At 68.7% G+C, this 19,205-nt stretch carries 21 protein-coding genes and 1 tRNA gene; 13 read left to right on the forward strand and 9 right to left on the reverse strand.

Features of this window, described 5'->3' with window-relative positions; genetic code table 11:
* Window positions 1-33 precede the first annotated feature (33 nt).
* A complete protein-coding gene (locus BMY35_RS03825) occupies window positions 34-936 on the forward strand; it encodes a LysR substrate-binding domain-containing protein (protein WP_093195688.1) in 903 nt (300 codons plus the stop codon).
* A 7-nt stretch (window positions 937-943) separates the two neighbouring features.
* The gene (locus tag BMY35_RS03830) at window positions 944-1,864 is read left to right on the forward strand and encodes an AraC family transcriptional regulator (RefSeq protein WP_218152973.1); all 921 of its coding nucleotides are present in this window, start codon (window positions 944-946) and stop codon (window positions 1,862-1,864) included.
* A 16-nt stretch (window positions 1,865-1,880) separates the two neighbouring features.
* On the opposite strand, the gene BMY35_RS03835 is transcribed toward BMY35_RS03830, so the two are convergent.
* From BMY35_RS03835 to BMY35_RS03850, 4 genes are read right to left on the reverse strand one after another with little or no spacing between them, the layout of a single operon-like run.
* Window positions 1,881-2,681 (reverse strand): 2-keto-4-pentenoate hydratase, encoded by an 801-nt coding sequence (locus tag BMY35_RS03835; RefSeq protein WP_093196162.1) that lies wholly within the window; start codon window positions 2,679-2,681, stop codon window positions 1,881-1,883.
* Between the two features lie 5 nt (window positions 2,682-2,686).
* Window positions 2,687-3,193, reverse strand: a complete 507-nt coding sequence (locus BMY35_RS03840; protein WP_093195689.1) for a GFA family protein — start codon at window positions 3,191-3,193, stop codon at window positions 2,687-2,689.
* The gene (locus BMY35_RS03845) at window positions 3,190-4,014 is read right to left on the reverse strand and encodes a zeta toxin family protein (RefSeq protein WP_093195690.1); all 825 of its coding nucleotides are present in this window, start codon (window positions 4,012-4,014) and stop codon (window positions 3,190-3,192) included. The genes BMY35_RS03840 and BMY35_RS03845 overlap by 4 nt, the downstream gene beginning before the upstream one ends.
* Entirely contained in the window at window positions 4,011-4,358 is a 348-nt protein-coding gene (locus tag BMY35_RS03850; protein ID WP_256228163.1) for a hypothetical protein, read from the reverse strand. Before BMY35_RS03850 ends, BMY35_RS03845 begins: the two co-directional genes overlap by 4 nt.
* Window positions 4,359-4,475: 117 nt before the next feature.
* Here BMY35_RS03850 and BMY35_RS03855 point away from each other — a divergent pair, with 117 nt between their 5' ends.
* Together BMY35_RS03855 and BMY35_RS03860 are read left to right on the forward strand one after the other, a co-directional pair.
* On the forward strand, window positions 4,476-5,189 hold the full coding sequence (locus BMY35_RS03855; RefSeq protein ID WP_093195691.1) for a 2OG-Fe(II) oxygenase: 714 nt from the start codon (window positions 4,476-4,478) through the stop codon (window positions 5,187-5,189).
* Window positions 5,190-5,411: 222 nt separating this feature from the next.
* Window positions 5,412-7,364, forward strand: coding sequence for an adenylate/guanylate cyclase domain-containing protein (locus BMY35_RS03860; protein ID WP_093195692.1), 1,953 nt, complete (start codon window positions 5,412-5,414; stop codon window positions 7,362-7,364).
* Window positions 7,365-7,371: 7 nt separating this feature from the next.
* Here the strand turns inward: BMY35_RS03860 and BMY35_RS03865 are convergent, their stop codons facing one another.
* Both BMY35_RS03865 and BMY35_RS03870 read right to left on the reverse strand, forming a co-directional pair.
* Window positions 7,372-7,818, reverse strand: a complete 447-nt coding sequence (locus BMY35_RS03865) for a YbaY family lipoprotein (protein WP_256228164.1) — start codon at window positions 7,816-7,818, stop codon at window positions 7,372-7,374.
* An 8-nt stretch (window positions 7,819-7,826) separates the two neighbouring features.
* Window positions 7,827-9,830: an acetoacetate--CoA ligase gene (locus tag BMY35_RS03870; RefSeq protein WP_093195694.1), complete on the reverse strand. Its 2,004-nt coding sequence runs from the start codon at window positions 9,828-9,830 to the stop codon at window positions 7,827-7,829.
* A 100-nt stretch (window positions 9,831-9,930) separates the two neighbouring features.
* On the opposite strand from BMY35_RS03870, the gene BMY35_RS03875 reads away from it, so the two are divergent.
* From BMY35_RS03875 to BMY35_RS03910, 9 genes are all read left to right on the forward strand, one after another.
* A complete protein-coding gene (locus BMY35_RS03875; RefSeq protein WP_093195695.1) occupies window positions 9,931-10,683 on the forward strand; it encodes a TetR/AcrR family transcriptional regulator in 753 nt (250 codons plus the stop codon).
* Complete coding sequence (locus BMY35_RS03880) at window positions 10,680-11,624, forward strand: ABC transporter substrate-binding protein (RefSeq protein WP_093195696.1); 945 nt, start codon at window positions 10,680-10,682, stop codon at window positions 11,622-11,624. The genes BMY35_RS03875 and BMY35_RS03880 overlap by 4 nt, the downstream gene beginning before the upstream one ends.
* A complete protein-coding gene (locus tag BMY35_RS03885; RefSeq protein WP_093195697.1) occupies window positions 11,621-12,478 on the forward strand; it encodes an ABC transporter ATP-binding protein in 858 nt (285 codons plus the stop codon). The genes BMY35_RS03880 and BMY35_RS03885 overlap by 4 nt, the downstream gene beginning before the upstream one ends.
* Window positions 12,471-13,241 (forward strand): ABC transporter permease, encoded by a 771-nt coding sequence (locus BMY35_RS03890; RefSeq protein ID WP_093195698.1) that lies wholly within the window; start codon window positions 12,471-12,473, stop codon window positions 13,239-13,241. The genes BMY35_RS03885 and BMY35_RS03890 overlap by 8 nt, the downstream gene beginning before the upstream one ends.
* The gene (locus tag BMY35_RS03895) at window positions 13,238-14,026 is read left to right on the forward strand and encodes an ABC transporter permease (RefSeq protein ID WP_093195699.1); all 789 of its coding nucleotides are present in this window, start codon (window positions 13,238-13,240) and stop codon (window positions 14,024-14,026) included. The genes BMY35_RS03890 and BMY35_RS03895 overlap by 4 nt, the downstream gene beginning before the upstream one ends.
* 54 nt (window positions 14,027-14,080) lie before the next feature.
* Window positions 14,081-14,887 carry a cyclase family protein gene (locus BMY35_RS03900; RefSeq protein ID WP_093195700.1) on the forward strand — a complete coding sequence of 269 codons (807 nt, stop codon included), beginning with the start codon at window positions 14,081-14,083 and terminating at the stop codon, window positions 14,885-14,887.
* A 13-nt stretch (window positions 14,888-14,900) separates the two neighbouring features.
* A complete protein-coding gene (gene fahA / locus BMY35_RS03905) occupies window positions 14,901-16,226 on the forward strand; it encodes a fumarylacetoacetase (protein ID WP_093195701.1) in 1,326 nt (441 codons plus the stop codon).
* Window positions 16,227-16,321: 95 nt separating this feature from the next.
* Complete coding sequence (locus tag BMY35_RS38240; protein WP_177213570.1) at window positions 16,322-16,462, forward strand: hypothetical protein; 141 nt, start codon at window positions 16,322-16,324, stop codon at window positions 16,460-16,462.
* Window positions 16,463-16,567: 105 nt separating this feature from the next.
* Complete coding sequence (locus BMY35_RS03910; RefSeq protein ID WP_177213571.1) at window positions 16,568-17,608, forward strand: RNA ligase (ATP); 1,041 nt, start codon at window positions 16,568-16,570, stop codon at window positions 17,606-17,608.
* Between the two features lie 52 nt (window positions 17,609-17,660).
* Here the strand turns inward: BMY35_RS03910 and BMY35_RS03915 are convergent.
* From BMY35_RS03915 to BMY35_RS03925, 3 genes are all read right to left on the reverse strand, one after another.
* Window positions 17,661-17,736 (reverse strand) — tRNA-Gly (locus tag BMY35_RS03915).
* 72 nt (window positions 17,737-17,808) lie between these two features.
* Window positions 17,809-18,714, reverse strand: coding sequence for an NAD(P)/FAD-dependent oxidoreductase (locus BMY35_RS03920; protein ID WP_093195703.1), 906 nt, complete (start codon window positions 18,712-18,714; stop codon window positions 17,809-17,811).
* Window positions 18,704-19,165, reverse strand: coding sequence for an RrF2 family transcriptional regulator (locus BMY35_RS03925; protein WP_093195704.1), 462 nt, complete (start codon window positions 19,163-19,165; stop codon window positions 18,704-18,706). The genes BMY35_RS03920 and BMY35_RS03925 overlap by 11 nt, the downstream gene beginning before the upstream one ends.
* Between the last annotated feature and the right edge of the window lie 40 nt (window positions 19,166-19,205).

Consider the following 19,205-nt stretch of genomic DNA (forward strand, 5'->3'; position numbering starts at 1 on the left):
ACCATCGAATCCATACATACAGCCGAGGCATACATGCGCCGCAAGATCCCGCCCCTGCAGACCCTCGTGTGCTTCGACGCCGCCGCGCGCCACGAGAGCTACACCCGCGCCGCGCAGGAGCTCGCCCTCACGCAGAGCGCGGTGTCGCGCCAGATCGGCACGCTCGAGGCCTTCCTGGGCGTGGCGCTGTTCCGCCGCACGCGGCACGGCGTGGCGCTCACGGCCAGCGGCACGGCCTACGCGCGGCAGACAGCCAAACGGCTGGAGGCGATGGAGCGCGACACGCTCGACGCCATGGCGCACCAGGGCGAAGGCGGTTCGCTCTCGCTCGCGGCCGTGCCCACCTTCGCCACCCGCTGGCTGATGCCGCGCCTGAAGGGCTTCGCGGCGCTGCAGCCCGACGTGGTGGTGCACATCGAGACGCGCACCCGGCCTTTTCTCTTCGCCGACGCGGAGTTCGACGCCGCGCTGTACGCCGGCACGCCCGCGCAGGTCGAGAACTGGGCCGGCACGCGCGCGCTGCTGCTGATGCACGAGGACGTGGTGCCGGTGTGCAGCCCCGCCCTGCTTCCGCGCGGCAAGGCCGTGACGCCCGCCGCCATCGCGAAGATGCCGCTGCTGCAGCAGAGCACGCGCCCCGACGGCTGGCGCCAGTGGTTCGACGCGCAGCAGATCGATGCGCCCAACGCGCGCGGCGGGCCACGCTACGAGCTGTTCTCCATCCTCGCCGCCGCCGCGTCGCACGGGCTCGGCGTGGCGCTGATGCCGACCATGCTGGTGGCCGACGAACTAGCGCGCGGCGAGCTGGTGGTGGCCTGCGCGCGGCCGCTTTCGGGCGAGCGCAACTACTACCTCGTGACGCCCGAGCGGGCCGACCAGCGGCCGCTGCTGAAGTTCTTCAGCGACTGGCTGCTGGAGCAGGCGCGGCAAGGCTGAGTACGCCATGAAGCGAGACAGCCGGTCCGAATACGAATGGCGCATGCACAAGGTGCTGACGCACATCGACGAACACCTGGACGAACCGCTCGAACTCGCCGAACTGGCCGACGTGGCGCATTTCTCGGCCTATCACTTCCACCGGCTGTTCGCGGCCTGGGCCGGCGAGACGCTGGGCGACTACGTGCGCCGCCGGCGCGTGGAAGTCGCCGCGTTGCGGCTCGCGACGCAGCCGCGCGTGTCGGTGCTCGACGCGGCGCTGTCGGTGGGCTTCGGTTCGGGCGAGGCGTTCTCGCGGGCGTTCCGCGCACGCTTCGGCAGCTCGCCAACGGCATGGCGCGCGGTGCACCGCTGGTCACCGGCCGACACGGAAAGCAATCCTGATCAGATCGCCTTGCACGGCTTCACGAAGAATGAGCCTTCACCGCGCGACACCGCGCCAACGGAGGCCATGCCCATGAACGTCGAACTCATCACCCGCCCGCCCGTCACCATCGCCTACCTGCGCTACGTGGGCCCGTTCGGCGCGCCCGTGGGCGTCTTCTGGGAAACGAAGGTGGCGCCGTGGATCGGCGCCCGCAAGCTGTGGTCGAACCCGCGCTACGGCATCAGCCACGACGACCCAAGCATCACGGCGCCGGAGCAGTCGCGCTACGACGCCGCCGTGGAAGTGCCCGAAGACTTCGTGCCGGACGGCGGCTTCCAGAAGACGGTGCTGCCCGGCGGGCGCTATGCGGCGATGAAGTTCAAGGGCCTGCCCCAGGAGATCAACGAAGCCTGGGCGAGGGTGCTGCGCGACTGGCTGCCAGCCAGCGGCTTCCAGATCGACAACCGGCCGGCGTTCGAGTACTACCCGCCGTGCGGTGCGTTCGACGAAAAGACCGGCGCCTTCGAATGCGACATCTGCATTCCGATCGCGCCGCTCTGAACGGCACGAGCCGTTGCTAGCGCAGCGTGATGCCGAGCGAATCGAAGGGCGCGTCGAACTCGGCGCGCCATGACTGGCCGGGCTCCAGCGGCCAGGCATCGGTCCAGGTGCCGGTGGTGACCACGTCGCCGGGCATCAGCGCCGGCGCGCCGGGGCAGCGCTGCAGTTCCTGGTTGAAGTGGTGCAGGGCATGCAGCGGGCCATCGAGCACGTTGGCGCCCTTGCCTTCTTCGATAAGTTCATCGCCGCGGTAGAGCCTCACGCGAGCGCGGCCAAGCAGTTCGTCGAGCGCATGGGCGCTGGTGGCGAAGCGGCCGACCGGCGTCTCGCGCCCGATCAGCAGGCGCGCATGCAGCCCGCCGTCGGCCACGGTGTCCGCGGCGGTGAACTTCCAGCCGGGCAGGTGCGACTGCACGATCTCGAAGCCCGGTGCGAGCCATGCGATGCAGCCGAACAGGTCTTCCAGCGTGGCGTCGCGCGGCGGCGTCGCGGCGATGCCGAAGACGACCTCCGGCTCCAGGCGCGGCTGGCAGAGCCTGTCGAGGCTCACTTTGCCCGTGCCGCCGCTGCTGCGCGCGAGCGTGGTGTGCCACACGGTGCCCCAGATGGGCGCATAGACCTCGTAGCGGGGCCAGATCGTGCGGTTGGTGAAGCCGATCTTGTAGCCCACGGGCCGTTCGCCGCGAGCGGTGCGCAGCGCGCGCAGGGCCAGCGCCTGCTGGTATGCGGCGTCGACGTCCGCCGCGATCGGGAGCGGGCGATCGGCGGGCCACAGCAGCCCCCGGTCGTAGTGGTCGAGAACGGCCTGGGGTGTCATGCGCATCACCTCTTCGCGGGCCGGACGCCTTCCCGGGCATAGGCCTCGACCAGCGCCGGAAAGGCGTCGAAGGCGGGCATGGTGCCGAAGCTGTGCTTCGCGGGCGTGGAGGCCCACGGCAGCTTCTCGTCGGCCCAGGTCTCGATGAAGGGCTCGACCCATTCATGCCGGTCGAGCATGCTGGGGCGCAGGTTGACGAAGTCGTCGAGCCCTTCGGCGCGCGTGAACATCCAGCTCTTGCAGTGCGGGCAGAAGTAGTGGTGCGAGTCGGCGCCGTGCAGGCCACCGATGACGGGCTCGCCCGACACCACCTCGAAGCCCGGCGTGGGAATGGCCAGCGAAAGCGAGAAGGCGCTCGCGCTCATGGCCTGGCAGCCGGTGCAGTGGCAGGCCATCGACAGCAGCGGCGGCGCGCTGATGCGCAGGCGCACCTGGCCGCAGCGGCAGCCGCCGGTCCAGGGAAGTTGCCAGTCGCCGGCGGCTTGATCGGAGGATGGGTTCGAGGTGCTCATGGGGTGCTGCGGTCCTTCTGCTGTTGCTTCGGTGCGGTCTCGGCGGTCTTCTTCGGCTGCGGGGCGCGCGCCGGCCTGAACGGCCCCGTGACCTTCTCGAGCCATGGGTCGCATACGGCACGCAGCTCGGGGTCCACGTCGAACTGCGGATCGCGCGCGTCGAAGAGAACCGATTTCTTCGCCTGCGCGCGCACCAGCGCGAAGGCGTTCTTCTCGGAGCGGCTGTTGTCGAACATCAGCGTCATGTTCGCGATCTGCGCCGCGTGGCCGACGGCCGCCTGCGTGCGGGGAAAGCGCTCGACGAGCTTCTTGCGGTCCACGTCGTGGCCGCCCTGCTGCTTTCGCGTGCTCACGCGGAAGACGGACATGTCCACAGAGACGAGGCCGACGAAGAGCAGCACGACGAAGTAGCCGGCCTCCTGCATCGCGCGGATGTCGTCGGCCTTCGACTCGTGGCCGCCGCCGGGCAGCGGCTTCCAGTGCGAGAAGACGGTCTCGAAGGCGAAGGGCATGCGCTGGTCCATCACCAGGCTCTTGAAGGCGCGCACGCCCTTCTGCGAGAGGATCTGCCAGCGCTCGTCGTCGTCGCGCAGGCGTTGGGCCCAGCCAGGGATGTGTCCGGTGGCGGGATTGGCGTCGGGCAGGATGGACATCATCATCCGGTCGGCATTGACCAGCGGCAGCCGCAGCGACGGCGCGAGGCGCGAATACCAGAGCGTCGATTTGCCGGAGCCGTTGTGGCCGGCCAGCACGAAGGCCACCGGACGCGGCCCCTGCGTCTGCTCCAGCAGCTTTTCGAGCTTCGGCGGCCGGCTGCTCACGCCTTGCTCGCGCGGAACCTGCCGTCGACCATGCGGCCGATGACCTTGGTGCCGTCGGCCGCTTCGCGCACGACCTTGGTCGGGTCCTGCGGATAGGCGGAGTAGGCGTAGACCTTGGCCGCGTTGGGCCCGCGGAAGACCACCGAACGGTCGATGCCGGGCTTGTTGAGCGCGCGTGCCGCCTTCTTCAGCAGCACGGTGGTGTTGTCCTCGGGGCGCACCGCCGGACGCGGCGCCTTGCCCACCTTGACCAGGGCCATGCCGCGCCCCAGCACGGCGACCGACCGGCCCTGGACCAGTTGCCCCGTGGCGGCTTCGCGTGCAGCGGTTTTTTCTCTTGCCATGAGCGCATGATCGCTCAAAACGGATGACGGCCGCCCCGCCTCGCCGCAAAGCCCGCGCGGGAAAGCCGCGTCCGGAAACGGCGAGCCCCGCGCGCCCGGAAGCGGGACACTGCGTCCATGACAACCCCCGCCTCCCTGGTCGACGCCCTCGACTGGCCCCGCATCGAAGCCGACATCGCCGCCCGCGGCTGCGCCACCACCGGCACCGCGCTCTTCACCCCGACGGAATGCGCCGCGCTCGTGGCGATGTACGACCGGCCGCGCCACTTCCGCAGCCGCGTCGTGATGCAGCGCCACGGCTTCGGCCAGGGCGAGTACCAGTACTTCACCTATCCGCTGCCGCCGAAGCTCGCGGCATGGCGCGGCGCGCTGTACGAGCGCCTCGCGCCGCTGGCCAACGCATGGGCCGCGGCAATGGGCCAGCCGGCCGACTATCCGGCGGAGCACGCCGCATATCTCGCGCGCTGCCACGCGGCCGGGCAGGAGCGCCCCACCCCGCTGCTGCTGCGCTACGACGAGGGCGACTACAACTGCCTGCACCAGGACCTGTACGGCGACCTGCAGTTTCCGCTGCAGCTCACGGTGCTGCTGAGCGAGCCGGGCAGCGATTTCACCGGCGGCGAGTTCGTGCTGACCGAGCAGCGCCCGCGCATGCAGTCGCGCGCCGAGGTGGTTTCGCTCGCGCAGGGCGAGGCGGTGATCTTCGCGGTCAACCAGCGGCCGGTGGCCGGCACGCGCGGCAGCTACCGCGTGACGATGCGACACGGCGTGAGCCGCGTGCGCTCGGGGCGGCGGCACACGCTCGGAATCATCTTCCACGACGCGCGCTGAGGGGCCGCCTCCTTTTACGCAGCTTCCCCGGACTGGTCTAGACAGGTCCGGGCCACGGCGGCGCTGTGCAGTACCGCACGGAACGCCGAACTCAGGCGAAAATCACGCCCGCTTCCGAGCAGCCACAGGACCCCGACGCCAATGATCGGGGCCGTGGGCCTGCCGGAAGCCGGCCCGCGGCTTCGGCTCAGCGGGCGCGTCGAGTGGTTGCCAGGGAGCTGTATGAACAAGAACTCGTCCGGGAATCCGGAAGCGGCTGGAAAGCCGTCGGTCAAATCTGTCACAGGAGCGTCGCCGCCCGCGGCTGCGCTCGTCGCACCGCCCGGGCGCTCGCGCCGATTCCGGGTGGACGTGGGCACCATCGTCAGCGCGGTTGCGCTGGCCCAGTCGCTGCTGCTGGTGTCGCTGGGCTATTGGGGCTCGCAGCGGCTGGTGTCGCGCGTCGGCGTGTCGGCGCACAAGGCCAACCACGACCGCACCGAGGACAAGGTGCGGGCCTTCCTGCACAAGGCGGAATCGGTCATCAACGCGGTGGGCACCGCGCCCAGCCTGCGTCCTGCGGGCGAGCAATCGGAGAAGACGGCGGAGCTGCTCTGGACGCTGCTGCAGCAGTCGCCCGAGCTGGACAGCATCTACGTGAGCAACGAGAGGGGCCAGATGCTGATGGCCCTGCGCTACCCGGTGCCGGCCATGCGCCACATCGAGCTCGACGAAGGCTTCACCACCGAGACCTGGCAGTACAAGCTGCCGCTGGACGCCGAGGCCAACGTGCAGCAGCGCTACGCCACCCAGCGCCTGGGAGCCTTCCGCAGCGACTACAACCCGACCAGGCGCAGCTGGTACCTGCAGGCCTCGAAGGCAGGCGGGCCGGTCTGGACGCAGCCCTACGTGTTCGCCGCCGCGCAGGAGCTGGGCGTGACGTACGCGCTGCCCAGCCAGCGCAACTACCCGGGCGGCGCGCAGAAGCTGGTGGTGGCAGGCGACGTTTCGCTCGGCCGGCTTTCGGAATTCGTGCGCCAGTTCAACAACGACGGCTACGGCGACAGCGCGCTGCTGAGCGCCGACTTCCGCGTGCTCGCACGCAGCGACCTGCCCGGCGTGCTGCACAAGCTGGAGTCGCCCAGCGGCGTGCTCGGCGCATTGCACGCCCACATGCAGGCCGCCGGCACGGCGGGCAGCGGCAACGACACGGAGTTCTCCTTCGCCTACGAAGGCCGCCGCTATCTGGTTCAGACCTCGCGCATCCCGAGCACCGGCTGGCAACTGGTGAGCTGGGTGCCGGAGGACGTTCTCCTGGGCGACCTGCGCCGTGCGGTGCTCCTGGGACTGGGGCTTGCGGTGGCTTTCCTGATGATCGCGCTGTTCATGTCGCTGAAGCTGTCGAAGCTGGTGACCGCGCCGGTGGAGAACCTCTCGCACATCGCGCGCCGCATCGGCCTGCTGGAACTCGACAACCTCCCGCGCGAGCCCAGCCGCGTGCTCGAGATACAGCACCTCGACCAGGCGCTGGACGACTCGGCCCGCAGCCTGAAGGCCTTCAGCAAGTTCGTGCCGGTGGACGTGATCAACCAGCTGATCGACGAAGGCCACGCGCTCGGCCCTTCCGGCTCGCCGCGCCGCGTGACGGTGATGTTCACCGACGTGGAGGGCTTCACCTCCATCTCGGAGTCGCTGGACACCGACGTGCTGGTGGGCATGCTGACCGAATACTTCAACCTGGCGACCGGCGTGTTCGCGCGGCACGGCGGCGTGGTCGACAAGTTCATCGGCGACGGCATCATGGTGCTGTGGGGCGCGCCCTCCGACCTGAAGGACGCGGAGTACAAGGCCTGCCTGGCCGCGCTGGAGCTGCACGTGGAAATGGACGAGCTCAACCGCAAGTGGGTCGAGCAGGGCCTGCCCGAGTTCCGCACGCGCGTGGGTATCCACACGGGCACGGTGATCGCGGGGGTGCTGGGCTCGAACGACCGGCTGTCCTACACCGCCTTCGGCGATGCGATCAACGTGGCGAGCCGCATCGAGGGCATCAACAAGCAGCTGGGCACGCAAGCGCTGATTTCGGAAACCACCTTCGCCGGGCTCGATGGCCGGCTGCATGCGCGGCGCATCGAGGAACAGGTGGAACTGCGCGGCCGGCAGACGCGCATGGTGCTCTACGAGCTGGTGATGTCGTGATCGGCGGCTAGCGCGGCGCCTGGGTGACGCGCACCAGCACGAGGTCGGCGCTGGTGCCGCCGCCCTGCGTGAGCACGGAGTACTGCGTGTCGTTGATGAACAGGAGCTGGTCGCCGCGCGAGATGCGCGCCGACACGGCATAGCGCATGCGCGGATCGATGCGCGCGGCGTCGACCTTCAGCTCGTAGGCGAAGGGCACCTGCCTGCCGTTGGCCTTGATGCGCTGTTCGGCGAGCACCACCGACGGCGCGTCCATGCGCGACACGTCGAGAAGCTGCACCTGGATCTCGGCCGCCGGGTCGAGCGCGATGCGCTCGCGGTAAGTGACGGTGCCGCTCACGCGCAGCTGCGCCGCGCTGCCGCCCGCCGACGGCGAGGAAGGCACGGCGCAGGCACTCAGCAACGAGGCACCCGCGATGGCGGAGAACATGAGGAGGCTGGTTCGTCTTTTCATGCGTCCCATTATGCGGAGGCGGCCTCCGCGCGCCGCGCGGCAAAAGCCACGAACCAGTCAAGGCTTCCCGGATTGGCCATGGCCTCGCGGTTGACCACCTTCTCGATGGGCTGGCCCAGCAGCAGCTTCTTGATCGGCAGCTCCTGCTTCTTGCCCGACAGCGTGCGCGGTATCTCGGCCACCTGGAAGATGTCGTTGGGCACGAAGCGCGGCGAGAGCGATGTCTTGATGGCGTTGTTGATCCTCGCGCGCATGGCGTCGTCGAGCGCCACGCCGGGGCGAAGCACCACGAACAGCGGCATGTAGCTCTCGCGGCCCAGGTATTCGAGGTCTACCACCATGGAGTCGAGCACCTCGGGCAGGCCCTCGACGGCGCTGTAGATCTCGCTGGTGCCCATGCGCAGGCCCTGGCGGTTGATCGTGGCGTCGCTGCGGCCGTAGATGATGCAGCCGCCGTCCTCGCCAATCCTGATCCAGTCGCCGTGGCGCCAGACGCCGGGGTAGGTGTCGAAGTAGCTCGAGAGGTAGCGCGCGTTGCCCTCGTCACCCCAGAAGTACAGGGGCATCGACGGGATGGCCCTGGTGCACACCAGCTCGCCCACTTCGCCGATGACGGGCTGGCCCTGTTCGTTCCAGGCCTCGACCGCGTGGCCGAGCTCGCGGCACTGCATCTGCCCGGGCACTTCGGGCAGGTCGCGGTTGCCGCCGACGAAGGCGCCGCAGAAGTCGGTGCCGCCGGAGATGTTGCACCACCACACCTCCTTCGAGCCCGCGTCGAGGATCTGCTTCGAGCCCCAGCGCTGCACTTCCTCGGGCAGCGGCGAGCCGGTGCTGCCCAGCGCGCGCACGCGCGAGAGGTCGCCGCAATCCTTCGCCACGAGGCCGGCCTTCATGCAGTTGGTGAAGTAGGCCGCGCCGGCGCCGAAGAAGGTGACCTCGTGGCGCGCCACGAAGCGCCACAGCACGCCCCAGTCGGGCTTTTCCTTGCTGCCCGCCGGATTGCCGTCGTAGATGCAGATGGTGGCGCCGAAGGCCATGCCCGAGAGCTGCGAGTTCCACATCACCCAGCCCGTGGAGCTGTACCAGTGGTAGCGCTCGCCGAAGTTGTTGGTGCCGTAGCTCGCGCCCACGTCGTTGTGCAGGCCGCAGGCATGCATGGTGAGGATGATGCCGCCCTGCCCGTGCACGATGGGCTTGGGCAGGCCGGTGGTGCCGCTCGAATAGACGATCCAGATCGGATGGTCGAAGGGCAGCCACTCGGGCTCGAAGGCGGCGACCTCGTCGTCGTCGCGGCCGATGGCCTGCGTCCAGTCGGCGTCGTGCGGCACCGCGCCGGCGGCGTACGGCGACTTCACGAGCAGCAGCTTGCGCACGCTCGGCAGCTGTGCGCGCAGCTCCTGCAGCACGGCGCTGCGGTCCAGCGGCTTGCCGCCGTAGTGCACGCCGTCGACGGCGATCAGCACCTTGGGCTCGATCTGGCTGAAGCGGTCGGCCACGGCGGCCGTGCCCATGTCGGGCGCGCACACGCTCCAGATCGCGCCGATGCTGGAGCATGCGAGAAAGGCCACCATGGTCTCGGGCACGTTGGGCATGTAGGCCGCGACGCGGTCGCCGCGCTTCACGCCGAGCGACTTGAGCGTGAGCGCCACCGACGCGACCTGCCGGCGCATCTCGGGCCACGACATCTCGCGCACCTGGCCCAGTTCGTTGTCGCTCACGATGGCGGGCATGCCGGCTGCATGGGCGGCGTCGACATGGCGCAGCACCTCGCGCGCGTAGTTGACCTGGGCGCCGGGGAACCAGCGCGCGCCGGGCATGCGCGATTCGGCGAGCACCGCGGTGTGCGGCGTGGGCGACTGGATGCGGGCGTAGTCCCAGATGCTCTGCCAGAAGGCGTCGAGCTCGGTGACGGACCAGCGCCACAGGGCGTCGTAGCTGTCGAAGGAAAGGCCGCGCGTCTCGCGCAGCCATTCTCGGTAGAGGCGGATCTGGGGGATGTTGGGAGCGGGCATCGCACGAGGTTAGCGCTGCGAACGACCGTGCTCAATGAGGGTTGACCTCAGGGTTTGTACGCGTGTTCAATGTTTTTGTACAAGTGTTCAATACGCCCCGATGAGTACCCGCACACCCACCGCAAGGCACCGCGCCTCGCGCGCTCCGGCGCAGGCCCTGGCAGAAGTCGCCATCGAGACTGCGCGCCCCGACCGCAAGCAGGCGATCCTGCTGGCGGCGGAGAAGCTTTTTTCGCAGCACGGCTACCACGTCGTGACGATCCGCCAGATCGCCGAGGAGGCCGGCGTGCCGCTGGCGCTGGTGGGCTATTACTACGGCCAGAAGCACGAGCTCTTCCACGCGATCTTCGAGCACTGGTCGCACTCGATCGATGCGCGTCTCGCGGGCCTGGCCGCCGTGAACATCGACCCCGACGATCCGCGCACGCTGCAGCGCATCATCGACGCCTTCACCGCGCCCGTGCTGGCACTGCGCGCGAGCTCCGAAGGCGAGTACTACGCGCTGCTGGTGGCGCGCGAGCTCTATCACGCCACCGAGGAAGCCGACCGCGTGCTGCGCGCCTACTTCGACCCGCTGGCCGAGGCCTACATCGACGCGCTGCACGTCGCGCTGCCTCACGCCACGCGCAGCCAGGCGGCCTGGGGCTACCAGTTCGCGCTGGGCGCGCTGCTGCACCACCTGAACGACAGCCGCATCGAACGGCTCACGCTCGGCGAGAACAAGCGCGCCGACCCGGCCGTGGCGCCGATGCTCGTGAACTTCATCGTCGGTGGCCTGCGCGCGGCGCTGCCGCGCCCGAAGACCGCCCGCCCCACGCAGAAGAAAACCACCCCCAGGAGACAGAAGACATGATGAAACGACGCACCCTGCTGTCGGCGCTCGCCGCGGCATCGGCTGCCGCCGCGCTGCCTTCGCGCGCACAGTCCGCCACGAAGATCGTGTTCGGCTACACGGCCGTGACCGACTTCGCCTCGGTGTTCGTGGCCGCCGAAGAGGGCTACTTCAAGAAGCGCGGCCTCGACGTCGAGCTCAAGTTCATTCCGCTGAACTCGACGATTCCGGCCGCGCTGCAGTCCGACTCGCTGCAGATCGGCGGCCCCACGCCCTCGGTGTTCCTGCAGGCGGTGGACGGCGGTCTCGACCTGGTGCTGGTGGCCGGCGGCGGCCTCACTTCGAAGACCATCACCGGCTTCGGCCTGGTGGCGCGCGCGGGCTCTGGCATCAAGAGCGCGCAGGACTGCGTGGGCAAGAAGATCGGCGTGCCGGGCCTGGGCGCCTTCCTGCACGTGACCTTCCGCGCCTGGCTGAAGGACAGCGGTGTGGACTACCGCAAGGTCAACTTCGTCGAAGCCGCGTTCCCGCAGCATGCCGACCTGCTGCGCGGCGGCTCGGTCGACGCGGTGGTGTCGGCCGACCCGTTCATGAGCCGCATCACCGAGAGCGGCGCGGGCTACGTGGCCTCGTACTACTCGACCTTCCTGCCCGAGAACAACCAGACCATCGTGCACGCGGCCAAGCGCGAGTGGGTGGCAAAGAACCCGGCGGCGGCGCGCGCCTTCCGCGAGGCATTGGTCGAGGCCGCATCGTTCATGCAGCAGCCGAAGAACGACGCGAAGGTGCGCGCATCGATCGGCAGGTACATCAAGCTGCCGCCCGACGTGCTGGCCAAGGTGCAGGTCTCGCCGCCCGGCCCCGTGGTGACGGAGAAGCAGCTCGCCTACTGGACCGGGCTGATGAAGGAGCAGGAAATGCTCAAGACGAACATCGACGTGGCGAAGCTGGTGGCCAAGTGATCGCCGCACCTTCTCCCGTCACCACGCGCGCCGCACTGCCGGCGGGCGCCTTTCATCCGCCAGCCGGCTCCGCGATGCAAGCCACTCCCTTCCTGCGCTTCGACGGCGTGACCATCCGCCTCGGCGGGCGCGAGATCCTCTCTCCCACGTCGTTCGACGTGGCGCGCGGCGAGTTCGTCTGCATCGTCGGCCCCAGCGGCTGCGGCAAGACCACGCTGCTGCGCGCGGCCAGCGGGCTGGTCACCGCGAGCGCGGGAGAGGTGCGGCGCAACGGCGTGAAGATGACCGAGCCCTCGCGCGAGGTGGCTTTCGTGTTTCAGGACTATGGCCGCGCCCTGCTGCCCTGGCGCACGGTGGAAGGCAACGTGAGCCTCGCGCTCGAAGCGGCCGGCGTGCCCGCCACCGACCGTGCACCGCGCATCGCCGACGTGCTCGGCAAGGTCGGGCTCGCGAAGCACGGCCACAAGTTTCCGGTGCAGCTGTCGGGCGGCATGCAGCAGCGCGCGCAGATCGCCCGCTGCCTCGCGCAGAAGCCCGAGCTGATGATGATGGACGAGCCCTTCGGCGCGCTGGACGCGCTCACGCGGCAGAGCCTGCAGGACGAGCTCGCTCGTCTGGTGCGCGAGGACGGGCTCACGGTGCTGTTCGTCACGCACGACCTGGAGGAGGCCATCTACCTCGGCGACCGCGTGATCGCGCTGCAGGCCAATCCAGGCCCGGGGCGGCCCAGCCTCGCGCGGATGATCGACGTGAAGATCCCGCGCCCGCGCGACCAGCTCTCGACCAAGGAGCACCCCGAATACCTGCAGCTGCGCCGCGAGCTGTTCGCCTTCATCGAGCAGGGCCATGACTGAGAACCGCCTCTTCCGCTGGCTGCGGCCGTGGGTGTTTCCCGTCGTGCTCATCGGCGCCTTCGAGTGGTACGCACGGCGCGCGGCCGCGCTGGGCAGCGATGCGCTCGCACCGCCGAGCGCCGCCGCCAAGGCCTTCGCGGGCGCCGCGCTCGACGGCTCGCTCTGGCAGGCCACCGGCTTCACGCTCGGCACTGCGGCGCTAGGCCTGCTGCTGGGCGCGGTGCTCGGCATTGCATTGGGCGTGGTGCTCGGGCTCTCGCGCCGCGCGGCGCAGCTCGGGTCGGTCTCCATCGAGGTGCTGCGGCCCGTGCCTTCCGTGGCGCTGATTCCGCTCGCGATGCTGGGCTTCGGCTTCGGCGTGCGCATGGAGCTGGCCATCGTCGCCTTCGCCACCTTCTGGCCGCTGCTGGTGCTGGTGCAGGCGGCGGTGCAGCAGGTCGAACCGCGGCTGCTCGAGGTCAGCCGCGTGCTGGGGCTTTCGGCGCGCGAGCGTGCCTTCAAGATCGTGCTGCCGGCCATCGTGCCGCGCCTGTTCGTCGCGTTGCGCCTGGGCGTTGCCGTGGCGCTGGTGGTGGCCGTGACGGTGGAGATCGCGGCCAATCCCAACGGCATGGGCTACGCGATGATGATCGCGCAGCAGAGCTTCGACCCGGCGCTGATGCTGGCCTGGCTGGGCTGGATCGGCGTGGTGGGCTTCGCGGTCAACGCGGGCATGCTGGTGCTGCAGCGCGCGGTGTCGCGGCGCATGGGGGTCCAGGCATGAACGGCAACGACAACCGCGTCGGCGTTTACCGGCTCGGATCGCTGGGCGTGCTGCTGGCGCTCGTCGCGCTGTGGTGGGTGGCGAGCAACGCGGGCTGGGTCAGCCGCGTGTTCCTGCCGACGCCGCAGGCCACTTTCGCCAGCCTGCTCGAGGGGCTGAATCTTGCGGGCGGCGACGGCAACGGCGAGCTGCTGGCATTCACGCGCGCCACCGTGGGCCGCATGGTCGAAGGCTGGCTGCTCGCTTCGCTCTTCGGCGTGCTGCTGGGCGCGGCCATCGGCGTGTCGCCCCAGGTGCGCGCATGGGTGCAGCCCACGCTCGAATTCATCCGCCCCCTGCCCGCCTCGGCACTGCTGCCGCTGGCCATCTCCATCTTCGGGCTGAACCCCGGCATGGTGCTCTTCGTGGTCGCGTTCGGCGCGATGTGGCCGGTGCTGCTGGCCACGGTGCACGGCTTCGCGGCCGTGGAGCCGCGCCTTTCGGAAGTGGCGCGCTGCCTGCAGATGTCGCGCGCCGCATACATCTGGAAGATGGGCCTGCCCAACGCGATGCCCGACATCCTGGCCGGCATGCGGCTCGCGCTGACCATCGCACTGATCGTCGCGGTGGTGGGCGAGATGATCGCCTCGCAGAGCGGCCTGGGCCAGGCCATCCTGCTGGCCGCGCGCGCCTTCCGCGCGAGCGACCTGTTCGCCGGCATCGTGCTGCTGGGGCTCATCGGCTTCGTGAGCAACGCATTGCTGGCCTTCGCCGAACAACGCCTGCTGCGCTGGCAGCGCCCCTGATTCCTTCGTCTTCCTGCCCTCCTCCAACACGTACACCCCACAAGGAGCCTCTTCATGCCACGCAAATTCGTCGACCTCTCGATCTTTCTCGAGAACGATGTGCTCTCCGACCCGCCGGCCTTCGCGCCGAAGATCCAGTACTTCACGCACGAGCAGACCTACGAGCAGATCGAACCCTTCTTCCCCGGCCTGAAGAAGGAAGACCTGCCCGACGGCGAGGGCTGGGCCGTGGAGCTGGTGCAGCTGTCGACGCACAACGGCACGCACCTCGACGCGCCCTATCACTTCCACTCGACCATGGACAAGGCGCTGGGTGAGAAGAAGCCCGCGATCGCCATCCACGACGTGCCGCTCGAATGGTGCTTCCAGCCCGGCGTGAAACTCGACTTCCGCCACTTCGCGGACGGGTACGTGGTCACCGCCGACGATGTCGAGGCCGAACTCAAGCGCATCGGCCACACGCTGAGCCCGCTGGAGATCGTGGTGGTCAACACGCGCGCCGGTTCGCGCTACGGCCATCCCGACTACGTGTCCGCCGGCGCGGGCATGGGCTACGAGGCGACGATGTACCTGCTGGAGCGCGGCGTGCGCCTCACCGGCACCGACGCGTGGAGCTGGGACGCGCCCTTCGTGCACACCGCCAAGAAGTACGGCGAGACGCACGACGCCTCGCTGATCTGGGAAGGCCACAAGGCCGGCCGCGACATCGGCTACTGCCACATCGAGAAGCTGCACAACCTGGAGGCGCTGCCGCCCACGGGCTTCTACATCAGCTGCTTCCCGCACAAGATCCGCGGCGCGTCGGCCGGCTGGACCCGCGCGGTCGCGATCTTCGACGACGCGCTGATGGCATCGGCCTGAGGTTCCGTTCACCATGAGCATCGCACTCAACCATACGCACGACGTTCACGCGCGCAGCTGGGTCGAATCGGCCAACGCGCAGGGCAGCGACTTCCCGATCCAGAACCTGCCGCACGCGGTGTTCCGCCGCGCCGGCAGCAACGAGGCATTTCGCGGCGGCGTCGCCATCGGCGACCAGGTGCTGGACCTGGCGGCGCTCGCGAGGCTGCAGCAGCTCGACGGTCTCGCCCTCGACGCGGCGAAGACTGCCGCGCAGCCCGCGCTGAACGACTTCTTCGCACTCGGCCCCGCCGCATGGAAGGCACTGCGCCACGCACTCTTCGCCCTGCTGAAGAACGACGCGCCCGTCGCCGCGGTGCAGGCCGTGCGCGACTGCCTCGTGCCGCAGGCCGAAGCCGAGTACATCGTGCCCGCGCGCATCGGCGACTACACCGACTTCTATACCTCGATCGACCACGCGCTGAACATCAGCCGCCTGATGAATCCCGACGGCGATGTGACGCCCAACTTCCGCTGGATCCCGATCGCGTACCACGGGCGCGTATCGACCATCGGCGTGAGCGGCCAGCGCTTCCGCCGCCCGATGGGGCAGGCGATGGCGCCGGGCGCGAAGGCGCCGACCTACCAGGCCTGCGCGCGGCTCGACTACGAGCTGGAGCTCGGCGTGTGGATCGGCACGGGCAACGCGCAGGGCGAGCCCATTCCGCTCGAGCGCGCGGAAGAGCACATCTTCGGCATCTGCCTGCTCAACGACTGGTCGGCGCGCGACATCCAGTTCTGGGAAATGGCGCCGCTCGGCCCCTTCCTCGCGAAGAACTTCGCCACCACGATCTCGCCATGGATCGTGACCATGGAAGCGCTCGCGCCCTACCGGCAGGCATGGACCCGCCCGGCCAACGAGCCGCAGCCGCTCGCGTACCTGGAAAACCCGGCGAACCGCGATGGCGGCGCGATCGACATCCGGCTGGAGGTGTGGCTGGAGAGCGAGAAGGCCCGCAGCGAAAAGACCGGAGCGTCGCGGCTTTCGTCGACCAGCTTCCGGCATCAGTACTGGACCGTGGCGCAGATGGTGACGCACCACACGATGGGCGGCTGCAGCCTGAACCCGGGCGACCTGTTCGGCAGCGGCACGATCTCGGGCCCCGGCGAAGGCGAGGCCGGCGCGATCATCGAGCTGACACGCGCCGCGCAAAGCCCGGTGACGCTGGCCAACGGCGAGCAGCGCGGCTTCCTGGAAGACGGCGACGCGGTGCTGCTGCGCGGCTGGTGCGAGAAGCCGGGGCATGCGCGCATCGGGTTCGGGGAGAGCCGGGGGACTGTGTTGCCGGCGAGGGGTTGACGCCGGCATAAACACTCTTTACAGTCCGGCTCCCTTCGCGACATCGCTGCGAAGATCCCGGACAACACCATCCGCATTTATCCGAAATCCACTCCGTGAGCACCGCACTGGTCATCGCCAAGAACGTCAACAACGCGAACCCGACAACGGGTCACGCGTTCGCGTACGTCGCGGGCCATGCAATCGGCCAGCAGCAAACGGGCAACCAGGCCTCACCGGGTGGAGTCGGCGCATAGCGCGCACCGCTTCAGAACTCTTTCTTTTCAAAGAGGCCCGGACACCGAATGGTTCCGGGCCTCTTTTCTTTTTGCGTCACCATCAACCACAGGGAGAAAACAATCATGCGCAAACTCGTCACCGTCCGCACCGTCGACGTCGTACGCCCCATCCCCGGGGCCGACGCCATCGAATGCGCCGTCGTCGAAGGCTGGAGCGTCGTCATCAAGAAGGGGGAGTTCGCCGTTGGCGATCGCTGCGTCTTCTTCGAGATCGACGCGTTCCTGCCGCTCGACGACCCGCGCTTCGCCTTTCTCGAAAAAGCCGCGATCACCTGGAACGAACAGCGCGGTGTTCGGCTTCGCACGATGAAGCTGCGCGGCCAGATTTCGCAGGGACTGATCCTGTCGCTGTCGCAGTTCCCGGAGATCGACGCGCTCGCGCTGGCCGATCCTGACCTACGCCACCGCGATTGGGCGGAGCTGCTGGGCATCGGCAAGTGGGAGCCTGTGATCCCGGCCTGCCTGTCTGGCGAAGTGGAAGGCCCGTTCCCTTCTTTCATCTCGAAGACCGACCAGGAGCGCATCCAGAACCTGCCGGAAGTGCTTGCAGCGAATGACGGGCTTGCGTTCGAGGTCACGGTCAAGCTCGACGGATCGAGCATGACCGCGTTCCACAACGCAGGTGCTGTCGGCGTATGCGGGCGCAACTGGCAGCTGCGCGAAACCCCGGGCAACAGCCTGTGGCGCGTGGCGCGGGAAGACCGCCTGCTGGAAGCGCTCGCGACGCTGGGCCGCAACCTGGCGCTGCAGGGCGAGATCATCGGAGAGGGCATCCAGGGCAACCCCGAGAAGCTGCGCGGGCAGCAGTTCCACGTCTTCGATGTATTCGACATCGACCGTGGCGCTTACTGCGGCATGGACGAGCGCAACGCAGTGATCGATGCACTGCGCGTGCTGGGAGCGACGGTGCGCAGCGTGCCGCTGCTCGAAGTGGCCGCGCTCGACCGCTTCGATGGATCGATGGCCGGGGTGCTGGCGTACGCCGAAGGGCCGTCGCTGAACCCGGGCACTTCGCGCGAAGGGGTGGTGTTCAAGCGTCTGGACGGCGGGCTGTCGTTCAAGGCGATCTCGAACACCTACCTGCTGAAGCACGCGGACCGCTGAACAGGCGCCCAAATGAAAAAGGCCACCGATGAGGTGGCCTTTTTCTGCAATGTGGAGCGGGAAAAGAGTCTCGAACTCTCGACCTCAACCTTGGCAAGGTTGCGCTCTACCAACTGAGCTATTCCCGCGTGAGCCTCAGATTATAGGGTGATTTGGGGCCGATTTTTCCGAATCACCGAAAAAAGTTCTTTTTCTCCCCTTCAGACGTCGAAGACCATCGACCGGTGCATCGATACGCCAGCAGACAATCCGTCCGCCGAGGCCAGCGTGGCGTTGGAGAACATCATCGCGAGATCGCCCGCGGCGTAGACGCCGGGCACGGTAGTCATCTTCATGGCGTCGACGCGCAGCACCCGGCCGAGCGGGCCGTCGTCGAAGGCGCAGCCCAGCTTCTCGGCCAGCGGGCTCGCCGGGCGCGTGCGCGGTGCGACGTAGAGCGCCTCGATGGGCAACAGCCGGCCGTCGTCGATACGCACGCCGGTCAGGCTGCGCCCCTCTCCTTCCAGACCCGCGATGCGACCCGGCTCGATCGTCACGCCTCGCGCCTGCAACTTCGCACATGCCTCGGCATCGGGCGCCTCGCCGCCGTTCAGGAAGAGAGTGGTCGGGCCCCATTCGGCGATCAGCAGCGCGTGGTCCGGCGGTTGCACTCCGTGGTGATAGAGCACGCCCAGCTGGCGCCCGCTGAACTCGTAGCCGTGGCAGTACGGACAGTGCAGCACGCTTTCGCCCCAGCGCTCGCCGAGGCCGGGAACCTCCGGCAGCCCGTCCTGCACGCCGAACGCCAGCAGCAGCTTGCCGGCCGCGTGGCGTTCGCCATTGCTCAAGGACACCGTGAATCCCGCTGCGCCGTCGACGCTCGCTTCCACCACGCTGGCGCTGACGAACTCGACGGTGGGATACGCGAGCAGCTTCTCGCGCGCATCGGCAATCATCTTCAGCGGCGGCACGCCGTCCTGCCCGAAGAAGCCGTGCGACGCGGCGGCAAAGCGGTTGCGCGGCGCGCCCGCGTCGACGACGCAGACCTTGCGTCGCGCCCGGGCGAGCTGCATGGCGGCGGAAAGGCCGGCGAAGCTGCCGCCCACGATGAGAGCGTCATGACGCATGTTCGATGTCCTTCAATGTGAAGCCGCCGCCAGTCATGCGGCGATGAAAGTCCCTGGAGAGATCCGCCAGCGTGATGCTGTTGAAGCGCCTGAGCAGCAGCGCCTCGGCCTCGTCGCACACGCCGTCGAGTGCCGCGTTCACGGCCTGCTCGACGATGCAGCCCGGGCTCTCGGTGCGGTTTCCCATCGCCAGCAGCGCGGGCGCGCCGACGGCGTTGTGGATGTCGCCCAGCGTCACCGCCGACAAGGTGCAAGACAGCACCCAGCCGCCGCCATGCCCCTTGGCGGAACTCACGAACCCCGACTGCCGCAGGCCGGCCATGAGCCGGCGCACCACCACCGGATTGGTCTGCATCGCGATCGCGAGCGACTCGGAGGTGACGGGCGTCTTCATCTCGGCCATGTGCAGCAGCACGTGCAGGACGGCTGAAAGCTTGCTGTCTCGTTTCATGCAACATTATGAGTTGCATGTGATTGACGTGACCGGCCAA

It is taken from the genome of Variovorax sp. YR750 (assembly GCF_900109805.1).
GTDB lineage: Bacteria > Pseudomonadota > Gammaproteobacteria > Burkholderiales > Burkholderiaceae_C > Variovorax > Variovorax gossypii.